At 68.6% G+C, this 12,471-nt stretch carries 13 protein-coding genes, 1 tRNA gene and 1 riboswitch; of the genes, 7 read left to right on the forward strand and 7 right to left on the reverse strand.

Annotated features, from left to right (window positions below; translation table 11 throughout):
• Positions 1–88 precede the first annotated feature (88 nt).
• From ABD989_RS10420 to ABD989_RS10430, 3 genes are all read right to left on the reverse strand, one after another.
• Entirely contained in the window at positions 89–523 is a 435-nt protein-coding gene (locus ABD989_RS10420; protein ID WP_345313444.1) for a hypothetical protein, read from the reverse strand.
• Between the two features lie 193 nt (positions 524–716).
• Entirely contained in the window at positions 717–920 is a 204-nt protein-coding gene (locus ABD989_RS10425; RefSeq protein WP_246996287.1) for a cold-shock protein, read from the reverse strand.
• A gap of 137 nt (positions 921–1,057) precedes the next feature.
• Positions 1,058–2,086: a fused (3R)-hydroxyacyl-ACP dehydratase subunits HadA/HadB gene (locus tag ABD989_RS10430; protein ID WP_345313445.1), complete on the reverse strand. Its 1,029-nt coding sequence runs from the start codon at positions 2,084–2,086 to the stop codon at positions 1,058–1,060.
• A gap of 130 nt (positions 2,087–2,216) precedes the next feature.
• A riboswitch (cobalamin riboswitch) is annotated at positions 2,217–2,360 on the forward strand.
• 26 nt (positions 2,361–2,386) lie between these two features.
• Between ABD989_RS10430 and ABD989_RS10435 the strand changes: the two genes are divergently transcribed.
• The 4 genes from ABD989_RS10435 (at position 2,387) to ABD989_RS10450 (ending at position 6,676) form a co-directional block, all read left to right on the forward strand.
• Complete coding sequence (locus ABD989_RS10435) at positions 2,387–3,292, forward strand: ABC transporter substrate-binding protein (RefSeq protein WP_246996291.1); 906 nt, start codon at positions 2,387–2,389, stop codon at positions 3,290–3,292.
• Positions 3,293–3,429: 137 nt separating this feature from the next.
• Positions 3,430–4,392 (forward strand): FecCD family ABC transporter permease, encoded by a 963-nt coding sequence (locus tag ABD989_RS10440; RefSeq protein WP_246997097.1) that lies wholly within the window; start codon positions 3,430–3,432, stop codon positions 4,390–4,392.
• A complete protein-coding gene (locus ABD989_RS10445; protein WP_345313446.1) occupies positions 4,389–5,258 on the forward strand; it encodes an ABC transporter ATP-binding protein in 870 nt (289 codons plus the stop codon). Before ABD989_RS10440 ends, ABD989_RS10445 begins: the two co-directional genes overlap by 4 nt.
• On the forward strand, positions 5,255–6,676 hold the full coding sequence (locus ABD989_RS10450) for a bifunctional adenosylcobinamide kinase/adenosylcobinamide-phosphate guanylyltransferase (RefSeq protein ID WP_345313447.1): 1,422 nt from the start codon (positions 5,255–5,257) through the stop codon (positions 6,674–6,676). The genes ABD989_RS10445 and ABD989_RS10450 overlap by 4 nt, the downstream gene beginning before the upstream one ends.
• Before the next feature lie 130 nt (positions 6,677–6,806).
• Here the strand turns inward: ABD989_RS10450 and ABD989_RS10455 are convergent, their stop codons facing one another.
• Positions 6,807–7,202 carry a tautomerase family protein gene (locus ABD989_RS10455; protein WP_246996299.1) on the reverse strand — a complete coding sequence of 132 codons (396 nt, stop codon included), beginning with the start codon at positions 7,200–7,202 and terminating at the stop codon, positions 6,807–6,809.
• Between the two features lie 103 nt (positions 7,203–7,305).
• Here ABD989_RS10455 and ABD989_RS10460 point away from each other — a divergent pair, with 103 nt between their 5' ends.
• The 3 genes from ABD989_RS10460 (at position 7,306) to ABD989_RS10470 (ending at position 10,781) form a co-directional block, all read left to right on the forward strand.
• Complete coding sequence (locus ABD989_RS10460; protein WP_345313448.1) at positions 7,306–8,391, forward strand: ATP-binding protein; 1,086 nt, start codon at positions 7,306–7,308, stop codon at positions 8,389–8,391.
• A 58-nt stretch (positions 8,392–8,449) separates the two neighbouring features.
• Positions 8,450–9,601: a threonine synthase gene (locus tag ABD989_RS10465; RefSeq protein ID WP_345313449.1), complete on the forward strand. Its 1,152-nt coding sequence runs from the start codon at positions 8,450–8,452 to the stop codon at positions 9,599–9,601.
• An 85-nt stretch (positions 9,602–9,686) separates the two neighbouring features.
• Positions 9,687–10,781: an AI-2E family transporter gene (locus ABD989_RS10470; RefSeq protein WP_246996307.1), complete on the forward strand. Its 1,095-nt coding sequence runs from the start codon at positions 9,687–9,689 to the stop codon at positions 10,779–10,781.
• 19 nt (positions 10,782–10,800) lie between these two features.
• On the opposite strand, the gene lplAB is transcribed toward ABD989_RS10470, so the two are convergent.
• The 3 genes from lplAB to ABD989_RS10485 all read right to left on the reverse strand — a co-directional run bounded on the left by lplAB (position 10,801) and on the right by ABD989_RS10485 (position 12,450).
• Positions 10,801–11,850, reverse strand: a complete 1,050-nt coding sequence (gene lplAB / locus ABD989_RS10475) for a lipoate-protein ligase LplAB (protein ID WP_246996309.1) — start codon at positions 11,848–11,850, stop codon at positions 10,801–10,803.
• Positions 11,851–11,973: 123 nt separating this feature from the next.
• Positions 11,974–12,047, reverse strand: a tRNA-Pro gene (locus tag ABD989_RS10480).
• Positions 12,048–12,180: 133 nt separating this feature from the next.
• Positions 12,181–12,450 (reverse strand): GlsB/YeaQ/YmgE family stress response membrane protein, encoded by a 270-nt coding sequence (locus tag ABD989_RS10485; protein WP_246996311.1) that lies wholly within the window; start codon positions 12,448–12,450, stop codon positions 12,181–12,183.
• Positions 12,451–12,471: the final 21 nt, after the last annotated feature.

The raw sequence follows: 12,471 nt of genomic DNA on the forward strand, positions 1-12,471 counted from the left end.
GCCGCAGCCGACCGAACATGCTTCCGCGCTGGCAGAAGCCGGTCAGTACAGCTGCGTCCATGTCGGACCGCTCAGGGGCCCGCCGCGGTCAGTTGCCCGCCAGTCGGACGAACCATAGACCGCCCATCAGCACCGCGTCGTCGCGCCAACCGGCACCGTCGAGGCCGAGGTCCAGCGTCGTGATCCACCGATCGAGCTGAAACTGCTCGACGAGGTTGCCCGCACCGAGGAATACCGCGAAACGTCGAGCATCACCGCCACCGTGATCGCGAACCGACTCATCCTCGGCAAGGAGCGGCCGCCAGACGAACGTCACGAGCACTCCGAACGGCGCGACCTCCGTGACGCCGACCTCCCGCATGTGCATCCAGGGCGAGCGGCCGCCCGGCTCGACGGCGATCCACCCGTCGCGTGTCGTCGACGGCGGGGCGGGAGCGAGCGACGTCGCAACCCGCAGATATTCGCGCACCGACTGCACCGACGCAGTCAGCTCCGCAGCGAAATCGATCGCCGGCACGTCCATGCCGCAAACCTAGTCCCGCGGCACCCCTTCCCGCGAGAGTTCTCGGTTCCCGCGGCCCCTCCCGACGCCCGCGGGAACCAAAGCCTCTCGCGGGAACGGAAGCATTTCGCGGGAGCTGCGGGGGTTCAGTGCCCCGGCGATGCAGCAACGCCCCGGTTCTAGGAACCGGGGCGTTGCTGTGAAGAGCTCTTAATCAGACCGCAACGACGTTGGTCGCCTGCGGACCCTTGGGGCCCTGCTCGATGTCGAACTCGACTCGCTGCGCCTCTTCGAGGTTGCGGAAGCCGCTGCCCGAAATCGCGCTGTAGTGGACGAAGACGTCTTCGCTACCACCGTCGGGGGCGATGAAGCCGAAGCCCTTTTCGCCATTGAACCACTTGACGGTCCCTTGTGCCATGCTGTTTTACTGCCTTCTTCAGATTGGCGGGCACAGATCTGTCACCCGCCCAACAACTATGTCACACCTCGACGCGGTCCGAAACACCTACACGCAATTATTTTCCGGCCGCGCACAACTGGTGACTCAGGGCCAGGTCAGGAGAAGCGAAGGTCCAGGGTCGCCATGCCGAAGATCTTCTTGTCGTTCGACTTCGCGGTCAAAATGACTGTGCCGCTACGGGTCTCGGCGTCGAGCGACTTGATCTTGCCGCCGTACTCGATGTCGCCGCGACCGTCGGCCGGGACCACCGCGGGGGCCGACAGGCGCACCGCGTACTTGCTGACCGCACCCGGATCGCCCGACCACGCCGAGATCGAACCGGCACCCATGCCCATGGTGAGCATGCCGTGCGCGATCACGTCCGGCAGACCGGCGAGCTTGGCGATGCTCTCGTCCCAGTGGATCGGGTTGGCGTCGCCGGCCACCCCGGCGTAGTTGACCAGGTCGCCACGGGTGAGGCCGCTGTGATGCACCGGCAGGGCGTCGCCCTTGGCGAGGTCGTCGAAGTTGCGCGAACCGACGGTTCGGGTCGCACCGGCCTGCGACTGCGGCGCGGGCTCGCCTTCGCGGACCGTCTTCACGTAGTCGGCCGCGGCGGCTTCCACGGACAGGATGTCGACGTCGTGCATCATCACCTTGGCGACGGCCTGCGCGATCCCGGGATCCACCTCGTCGGCGGACACGCCCACGACGGTGGTGGCCATGGTGTGCACCGTCTCGCCGTGCTGATCCACCAGCGTGTTGGTGATGGTGATCATGTCCTTGCCCGCGATGCGTCGCACCGAGGTGAGCTCGACGTCGGTGGTCAGCACGTCGCCGACGACGATCGGCCGGTGCTGGTGGAACGACTGCTCGGTCTGCACATAGGTCTCGTAGCCGACGACCACTTCTTGCATGAGCTTCTGGTTCGCGGCCATCGCCGGGATCGAGGTGAAGGTCAACGGCGCCACCAGCCCGCTATAACCGAGCTCCTTCGCCGCGGCGATGTCCCAGTGGGCGGGGTGGTAATCCTGCACGGCGCGCGCATATTCGCGAACCTTCTCATGCCCGATCTCATAGGTGTGGTCGGCAACGTAGTAGTGCCCGACCCGCTCGACCAACGCCGAATTCTCCGAGGACGTCATCTTTTCCTTCTCCAAACCCGCTATCGGGGAAACACTTGTATCTCGGGGAAATAGTAGTACCGTCGCCGCTCCGGTCGTCCCCGCGCGGCCCAATCGCGGACTGCGCGAGTTCTGTTGCGTGCGGGTGCACGGGTAGAATCGCGCGGTGGACCCGACCGCCGGTCGGGTCGTCACGACGTCCAGTGAAGCCGGTGCGAATCCGGCGCTGTCCCCGCAACTGTGATGCCGCCACACGGCGGATGAGTCAGGTCAGCTCCGTCGTGACGAATGACTTGATTCCTCGGAAGAAGGAACTACTTCATGACAGTCAGCAACCGCCGCCGTCGCGGTATCGCCCTCGCGAGCCTCCTCGCGACCGCCGCCCTCGTGGCCTCCTGCTCGTCGGATACCGGCTCGGGCGGGGTCACCGACACCGAAACCGCGGCCGCCCGGATCGTCTCGCTCAGTCCGTCGGCCACCGAGACGCTGTTCGCCGTCGGCGCCGGCGACCGCGTGGTGGCCGTCGACGATCAGTCGGACTACCCGGAGGACGCCCCGAAGACCGCCCTGTCCGGGTACACCCCGAACCTGGAGGCGATCCTCGGCTACACCCCCGACCTGGTGGTGTCGAATGAACTCGCGCCGGACGTGGTGTCCGGGCTCGAGCGCGCCGGGGTGACCGTCCTGGACCAGCCCGCGCCGAGCACCGTCGCCGAGGCGTACGCCCAGATCGAGAAGATCGGTGTGAGCGTCGGTGAGGGCGACGCCGCTGCCGAGCTGGTCGACGAGATGACGACCCGCATCGACAAGGCCGTCCTCGCGGCCCCGCAGGCCGACGGTCTGACCTACTACCACGAGCTGGATCAGACGTTCTTCACCGCGGCCGGCGACACCTTCATCGGCCACGTGTACGGACTGTTCGGCCTGAAGAACATCGCCGGCGCCGACATCGGCGGCGTGACCTACCCGCAACTGCAGTCCGAGCAGATCATCACCGACAATCCGGATCTGATCTTCCTCGCCGACAACCAGTGCTGCGGCGTCACCCCGGAAGCCGTCGCCAAGCGTGCCGGTTGGGACCAGATCACGGCCGTCCGCGAAGGCCGCGTGTACGTGCTCGACGAAGACATCGCCTCGCGTTGGGGTCCGCGCCTGGCCGACTTGGTGGAGCAACTGAGTGGGCTGCTGGCCACGCTGCCAGCGACGCAGCCCGCACCGGTCGGGTGACCGGCACCGACCTCGTATCCGCCGGGACAGTTCCCGGCGGCGACTCCACCCGCGGCGACGCCGGCGGGCGCTGGCAGAACCGGCCCCGCGCCCGCTGGGCGATCATCATCGGCGCGACGGTGCTGCTGGCCGCCGTGATGCTCGGGGCGATTCTCGTCGGCCCCGCCGGCCTGTCGGCACGCGGCGTGGTGCTCTCCCTGGTGGATGCGCTGCCCGGCATCGACGTCGACAGCGGCCTCACCGACCAACAGCACGCCATCCTGTGGCAGATCCGCATGCCGCGCGTGGTGCTGGGCGCACTGGTCGGTGCGACGCTGGCCATCGCCGGCGCCGCCTATCAGGGCGTATTCCGCAACCCGCTGGCCGACCCGTATCTGCTGGGCGTGTCGTCCGGCGCCGGTCTCGGCGCCACCGCGGCGATCGTGGCCGGGCTGTCGATGAGTTCGGCGGCGGTGCCCACCGCTGCGTTCATCGGCGGCGCGGCCGCTGTCACGGCCACGCTCCTGCTCGGCCGCACCGTCGGCGGCGGGCGCAGCGAGACCGTCATCATCCTCGCCGGCGTCGCCGTGGCGGCGTTCGCCAACGCCGGTCAGACCTATCTCATGCAGCGCCACAGCGAGACCCTGCGTCAGGTGTACTCCTGGCTGCTCGGTCGGCTGGCCACCGACGGCTGGAACCAGATCCAGGTGGTCGTCCCCTACGTGCTGGTGACCATCGCCGTGGTGATGGCCTTCCGCCGAACCCTCGACGTGATGCTCGTCGGCGACACCGAGGCCGCCAGCCTCGGCGTGGAACCAGTCCGGGTGCGCCTGCTCCTCATCGCGGTGGCCACGCTCGGCACCGCGGCGGTGGTCTCGGTATCGGGACTGATCGGGTTCGTCGGCATCGTCGTTCCGCATGCGGTGCGCATGCTGGTCGGGCCCGGGCACCGGCTGCTGCTGCCGCTGTCCGTGCTCGTCGGTGCCGTGTTCCTGGTCTGCGCGGACCTGCTGGCGCGCACGGTGATCGCGCCGGCCGAACTACCCATCGGCGTGGTGACCGCCGCGATCGGCGCGCCGTTCTTCCTCCTGGTCCTACGCCGCGGACGGGTGGCCCGATGAGCGCCCCCGACGTGGTGACCTGCCGCGGGCTGACCGTGGTGCGCAGCGGCCGCACCGTGGTCGACGCCGTGGATCTGACGGTGACGCAAGGTGAATGGGTCTCGATGATCGGCCCCAACGGCGCCGGCAAGACGACGCTGCTGCACGCACTGGCCGGCTTGCTGCCCGCGGGCACCTCCGTCGAAGGCGAGGTGACCGTCGCCGGTCGGCGGATCGGCCGCAGCAAACGGCGCGAGATCGCCCGGATGATCGCGATCATGCCGCAACGTCCCGTCGTGCCCGACGGCGTGACGGTCCGCGAACTCATCGCCCTCGGGCGCACCCCGCACGTCCCCCGTTTCGGTGTCGAGGGACCGCGGGACCGGAAGGTGGTCGCCGACGTGGTCGACCGCCTCGGGCTCGGGCCGCTGGCCGACCGCGTCGCGAGCACCCTCTCCGGCGGCGAACTCCAGCGCGCTGTCCTTGGCCGCGCACTGGCGCAGCAACCGAAGGTGTTGTTGCTCGACGAGCCGACCAGCGCGCTGGATATCGGCCGTCAGCAACAGGTGCTCGACCTCGTGGAACACATGCGCCGCGACGACGGCATCACCGTCGTGGCCGCCATGCACGACCTCTCCCTGGCCGCCGTCTACGGCGAGCGCATGATCCTCTTGAGCGACGGTCGCGCACTCGCCGACGGTTCGCCGACCGAGGTTCTCAATCCGGAATTGATCGGCGAGGTGTACGGCGCACGCGTCGACGTCGTCCTGCACGACGGCGTGCCGGTGGTGCTGCCGCTGCGCACCGAGCGACCGGCGTCCGACCGGGCCGAGGACGCCGAGGAAGCCGAGCCGGCGACGCCGCCGGGCACCGAGGTGTCGTCGTGACCGAGGTGGTGCTGCTGGGCAGCGGCGCGGCCGACGGCTGGCCCAACCCGTTCTGCCGGTGCGCGTCGTGCACCGCGGCCCGCGACTCCGGCGAACGACGCGGCCACAGTTCGGCGCTGATCGACGGCACCGTGCTGATCGACTGCGGGCCCGACGTGCTCGCCGCGGCCACCCACGCCGGGGTCGACCTGGCCGGGGTGCGCTACCTGCTGCTGACCCACGACCACTTCGACCACCTCGCCGGGCAAGCCCTGTTGATCCGGTCATGGGCGGGTGCCTGCACCCCGCTCGACGTGATCGGCCCGCCCGCCGCACTGGCTGCCTGCCGCGCCTGGATCGCCGACACCGACCCCGTGCGACTGAGGCCGGTTGCAGCCGGCGACGAGGTGACGTTGACCGGGAACGACGGCGACTACCGGGTCCGGGTCCTGACCGCCGCGCACACCTCGACCCTCGGCGAACCCGCCGTCCTGTACGACGTCACCGCCCTCGACGAACACGGCGATCGCGCGGCCCGTCTGCTGTGGGCCGCCGACACCGGGCCGCTGCCCGCCGCGACATTGGACGCCCTCACCGGCACCGAGCTGGATCTCCTTCTGCTGGAAGAGACGTTCGGGCGATTCATCGAGCACGGCGCCGATCATCACGACCTCGACTCGTTCCCCCGCACCCTGGCCGCCCTGCGCAGCGCCGGTGCCGTCACCACCGGCACCCGCGTCATCGCCGTGCATCTGAGCCACCACAATCCCCCGCCCGCGCAGTTGGCCGAGGTCCTCGCCGAGTGGGGCGCCGAGATCGGAGTCGACGGCATGCGCCTCCCCCTGCCGGACGAGGCCGCGACCGCGACGTCGACGCCGACGGGGCGAACACTGGTGCTCGGCGCGGTCCGGTCCGGCAAGTCGGTGCACGCCGAAACCCTTCTCGCCGACCAGGATTCGGTCCTCTACGTCGCGACCGGAGGCACCCGCGACGGCGACGCCGAATGGGCCGAGCGGGTCGCACTGCACCGGGCGCGTCGTCCCGCGAGTTGGCGGACCGCTGAAACGCTCGACCTCGCCGCCGTGCTGGACGACGCCGCCGGACCGGTCCTCATCGACTGCCTCGGCACCTGGCTCACCGGGATGATGGACCGCCACGAACTGTGGAGCGCACTCGAACGGTCCGACGACGGCGACCGCGCTCCGCTGACCCACGCCATGGCCGAGCTAAACCGTGACGTCGACGGACTGATCGCTGCCTGGCGCCGCTGCCCGCACCGAGTCGTGGCCGTCAGCAACGAGGTCGGGTCCGGCGTGGTGCCCGCGACCGCCGCGGGCCGCGTGTTCCGCGACGAACTCGGACGACTCAACACCCGGCTGTCGGTGGAGTCCGAGCAGGTCGTCCTGGTAGTCGCCGGCCGCACCCTCCCCCTGCCCTGAATCTGAGCGAGAGTCGGCCGCTGCGCGCGGAAATCAACAGTTCACCGCCATATAGAGGGCACCGTGGTCAATATGACCACGGTGTTCCTCTATATGACAGCGAAGCCGTCTGGCGTCGCATGCCTCGCCGTCAGACGTTGATGTCGAAGCCCAACTCCACGTCGCACGCCGCCTGACCGCCGCTGATCCCCCAGCTGGCGGTGTCGAGGTCGCGCACCACGATGGTGATGTGGTCGCCCGGAATCCCGAGCGCGCCGAGGCGGTCCACGATCTCCCGGTACAGCGCCCGCTTGGCGTCGACGGATCGGCCCGCGAAGCAGTCGACGGTGACGAGGGTGTAGTGCTCCGGGCTGCTCAGCGTGTGCGGCACCGCGAAACGGTGCGGTTCATGCGCCACCAGCCGAACGTGCTTGTCCTGCACGGGAATTGCGAAGGCGGCCACCAGCGAATCGTGCACGGCGTCGATGATGGCGGTCTCCACCGCGGGCGCGTGGGAGCGACGGACTTCGATCTGAGTACTCGGCATCCACGCACGGTATCACCGCCTGCGCGGCGTGCGGGCGTGAGCGCGAGCACACCGAGCGCCCGCCGTATCGAGGCCCCCACGACGACGAAATAGGATTCACCGCATGGCTTCTGACCTGCCGATCGGCACGCTCCTCGACTCCTCGACCCCCGCCTCGCTCAATCCCGCGCGGCTCAATCGACACACGTTCTGGTGCGGCCAGAGCGGATCGGGCAAGACGTACTCGCTCGGTGTGCTGCTGGAGCAGGTCCTGCTGCACACCCGACTGCCGATCGTGGTCCTGGACCCGAACTCCGACTTCGTCCGCATCGGCGAGATCCGCGAGGACGCCCCGCACGAGCAGGCTGCCGAACTCGCGAAACGCGACATCCGCGTCCTGCACTCGGCGGCGGGCCAGGGTCAGCAGCTCAAGGTCAAGTTCCTCGGGCTCGACGTCCGCTCCCGTGCCGCGCTGCTGCAGTTGGATCCGGTCCTCGACAAGCGGGAGTACAACACGCTGCTGCGCGCCGAGAGCTCCGGGGTTACCGACTTGGAGGGGCAGGCGCTGATCGACGGGCTGCGTGGCAGCGGCGATCCCGACTTGCACGACATCTCGTTGCGGATCGACAACCTCGGCGTAACCGAGTGGGACATATGGGCCTACGGCGACGAAGCGGTCACCTCCGTCGTCGACGCGCAGGCCGACGCCACGGTCGTCGACCTCGGCTCGTTCGACGTCAAGGAGCAGATGCAGACGGCTGCGCTCGCCGTCCTGGAGCACCTGTGGAACAACCGGCACGACCGTGTCGGTCGCCTGGTGGTGCTCGACGAGGCGCACAACCTGTGTTCACCGGAGCCCTCCTCCCCGCTCGAAGAGCTGCTCACCGACCGGATCGTCCAGATCGCCGCCGAAGGCCGCAAGTACGGGATCTGGCTGCTGTTGTCGACGCAGCGGCCGTCGAAGGTGCACCCCAACGCCCTGTCGCAGTGCGACAACCTCGCGCTGATGCGGATGAGTTCGGCGCACGACCTCGCCGAGCTGGGCCTGGCGTTCGGCTACGCACCCGCCGACCTCCTCGAACGCGCCATGGGATTCACGCAGGGCCAGGCGCTGTTCGCCGGCGGCTTCGCACCCGAGCCCCAGCTGATTCAGGTGGGCAAGCGGCTCACCGAGGAGGGCGGCTCCGACGTCGCAGTGCCACTGCGCTGAGCGGGCCGACACCGCCGACTCGGCGCTGAACCCGGTTGCGCCGACTACCTTTTCGGACATGGCGCACTACGTGGATCCGATCGACGGCACCGAGTACCCGATCGACGCACCGCGGTGGCGGTCGGACGCAGGACGACCGCTCTGGATCGCACCGGGCGGCGGTCTGGGGCGCGACGACATCGACGCGTCGACGGCGTCGCTGTGGCGCTACCGCGCGGCGTTGCCCGTCGAGTTCGGGCATCCGATCACGCTCGGCGAAGGGCGGACGCCGCTGCTCGAACGCGCATGGGGTGCTCTCGGTCGCCCACTGTTCAAACTCGACTTCCTCAATCCCACCGGCAGCTTCAAGGACCGGGGAACGGCGGTGATGCTGTCGTACCTGCGTGAACGGGGCGTCACAGCGGTGCTCGAGGACAGTTCGGGCAACGGCGGCGCCTCCGTCGCCGGGTACGGTGCGGCCGGCGGGATGGGCATCACGATCTTCGCGCCGTCGTCCACGTCACCGAGCAAGATCGACCAGGTCCGCGCGTACGGCGCGACGGTGGAGCTGGTGGAGGGCCCGCGCGAGGAGTCGCAGCACGCGGCGATCCGCCGGTCGGAGAGCAGCCAGTCCGGGAGCGACGCCTTCTACGCGAGCCACAACTGGCAGGCGTTCTTTCTGCAGGGCACCAAGACGTTGGCGTACGAGATCTGGGAAGATCTCGGCTTCCGCGCACCTGACAACGTGATCGTTCCGGTCGGGGCGGGCAGCAGCCTGCTGGGCTGTTGGCTCGGGTTCCGCGAGCTCGCGTCGGCCGGACAGATCTCGACACCGCCCAGGCTGTTCGCGGCGCAACCGCTGAACTGTTCACCGGTCGACGCCGCGTTCAGTGCGGGATCCGATGGGCCGGTGGCGCGACCGGTGTCCCCGACGATCGCCGAGGGCACCTCCATCGCCCGCCCCCTGCGACTGCCCCAGATGCTCCATGCCCTCCGGGACAGCGGTGGCCGCTCCGTCGCCGTCCCCGAAGCCGATATCGCGCGCGCCCTGCACGACCTGTGCGCAGGCGGACTGTTCGTCGAGCCGACCAGCGCGACGTCCGCGGCCGCGTACTCGTCGCTGCTGGCGTCGACCGCGATCACGCCGTCGGAGACGACGGTCGTGCTGCTCACCGGGTCGGGGTTGAAGGCCGCCGCGGCGGTTGCCGACGTCGTCGCAGCCGTGTACTGAGTCGGCGAGACGCCTGGGCGTCGATGCGCAACACGAATCCCGTGTTTTCGTCGAACGCACCTGCTGCGGGGCGCATACTCCCTACATGGACTCCCCCTCCGAAGCCGGCCAGCCATCCGTGTTGCCTCGCGGCGTGGTCGTCCTGATCAGTCTCGCGTGCATCGTCGTCGCCGTCGCCGGGCTCCGGTCGATCGCCGGTCTCGTCGGCCCCGTGGTGCTCGCGCTGATGCTCACGATCGCCGTGCATCCGCTGGGACGTTGGCTCCGAAAACGCGGCTGTCCCGCCTGGCTGGCCGCGCTGGCGATTCTGCTCGGGGTCTACGGGATCATCATCTTCCTGTTCGTGTCGGTGATCTTCTCCATCGCGCAGCTGGCCACGCTGATGCCCCAGTACGCGGACAAGTTCGACGGGATCGTCGACGATGTACGCAGCTTCCTGAGCGACCGCGGCATCGACGAGAGCAGCATCCACGACATGCTCGCGAACGTCGACGCGGGCAAGCTGATCTCGACGGCCGGGAGCCTGCTGTCGGGGCTGATGTCGGCGACCTCCGGCCTGATCCTGGTCCTCACGGTCGCGCTGTTCATGGCGATGGACGCGATCGGCTTCGGCGACCGGATCGCCATCCTCGATCGCATTCGCCCCAACGTCTCGAAAGCCCTCGGCGAGTTCGCCGCGGGCACGCGCACCTACCTGGTCGTCAGCACCGTGTTCGGTCTGATCGTCGCGGTGCTCGACGCCGGCGCGCTCTGGGCCCTGGGCATACCGTTGCCGTTCCTGTGGGGTCTGCTGTCGTTCATCACCAACTACATCCCGAACATCGGGTTCGTGATCGGCGTGATCCCGCCCGCTCTCCTCGCGCTGCTCGACGGCGGCGCCGGGAAGATGCTCCTGGTGATCCTCGTCTACAGCGTGATCAACATGGTGATCCAGACCGGCATCCAGCCCAAGTTCATCGGCGACGCGGTCGGGTTGTCGACCACCCTGACGTTCCTGTCGCTGGTGGTGTGGGCCTGGATCCTCGGTCCGCTCGGCGCGATCCTCGCGGTCCCGCTCACCATCCTCGTCAAGTGCCTGCTCATCGACATCGACCCGACCACGCGGTGGATGAATTACCTGATCGCCGACTCCGTCGACAAGAAACCCGCCCCCGATCCCGAAGGAACCGCGCCTGCGTGATCCCCGCGGTCGTCATCGCTCACGGAACGCGGTACGTCCACTCCGGCGTACTGAACTTGTCCCGCACCAACTCGCGCGCGGCCGACATCTCCGCGTCGGTGTAGCCCGCCTCCCGTGTGGTGTACCGCGCGCGGAAGTGCGCCAGAAACGCGTCGATGATGTCGGCACGCGTCATGCCGGTCTGCGAGCGCATCGGGTCCACCCGCTTACCGGAGCTGGTGATGCCCTTGTCGGAGATCTTCTCGCGCCCGATCCGCAGCACCTCGGTCATCTTGTCGGCGTCGATGTCGTACGACATCGTCACGTGGTGCAGGACGGCGCCGCCGACGATCCGCTTCTGCGCCGCGCCGCCGATCTTGCCCTGCTCGGAGACGATGTCGTTGATCGGCACGTAGCTGGCCTTGATCCCGACATCGGCCAGCGCACCCATCACCCACTGGTCGAGGAATTCGTACGAGCGCTCGAAGCTGAGCCCGTCCACCAGGGACCCGGGCACGACCAGCGAATAGGTGATGCAGTTACCGGGCTCCATGAACATCGCACCGCCGCCGGAGATCCGCCGCACGATGCCGATGCCGTGCCGCTGCGCCGCGTCCTCGTCGACCTCGTTGCGCACCGACTGGAACGAACCGATGACCACCAGCGGCGAGTCCCAGTCCCAGAACCGCAGCGTCGGAGGTCGCGTGCCGGCGGCGACTTCGCGCAGCAGCACCTCGTCGAGGGCGACGTGCATGGCCGGTTCCAGCACCATCGGCGCGATGACGTCGAAGACGTGGTCATGCCAGCTCGATGCGTGCCCGAGTGCGCGCCGCACCGCGATGCCGACCGACTCGGGCGTGAAGCCGACCATCGAGACGTGCTCGGGCAATGCCTGCGCGATCCGCTCGGCAAGCGCGGCCGCGTTCGCGGTGATCGGAGCACCGATCAGCGCGTCGGTGATGGTCTCGAGCGCCTCGTCGGGTTCGAGGAAGAAGTCGCCCGACAGCGCCACCTTCGTCAGTCGATCGTCGGCCGCCTCGACGTCGACCACTACCAGCTTGCCGCCCGGGACTTTGTATTCAGCATGCACGGGGACCAGCCTATCGGTGGGCGACGACGCACGGTGTCCGACGTTTCCGGTGGGAACGGGGTGGGAGATGCAGAAAACCGCTCCCTCCGAGATTCGGAGAGAGCGGTTGATCTGCGTAAACGGTCGGGCTGACAGGATTTGAACCTGCGACCCCTTGACCCCCAGTCAAGTGCGCTACCAAGCTGCGCCACAGCCCGTTTCCCTTGCGGGATTTTCGTACCCCGCAAGCGGAGCGAGGACTACATTAGCGCACCGCTCCCGCGGATCACTAATCGGCCTTCGCACCGGCGAAATCACCCGAAACCACCAGGCGATTCACGCACCCGCGACCTACGAGGCATCCGCGTTCTTGCGGTCCACCCACACCCAGATACTCGTGACGATCAGCGCGCCGACGAGCGACCAGATGATGCCGCTGGGCTCGAAGGCGAAGCCCTCGCCGGCGATCAGGCTACCGAGCGCGCCGCCGACGAAGGACCCGAGCACACCGGCGCCCAGGGCCATGCCCCAGTTGACGCCGGAGCCCTTGCTGGACCCCAGGATCCATTGCGCCGCAGCGCCGATGAGCATTCCCCAGAGGATGATTCCGATGATCAGCATGCCGGAAATATTACACAGCAG

This window comes from Gordonia alkaliphila, assembly GCF_039542465.1.
Taxonomy (GTDB): Bacteria; Actinomycetota; Actinomycetes; order Mycobacteriales; family Mycobacteriaceae; genus Gordonia; species Gordonia alkaliphila.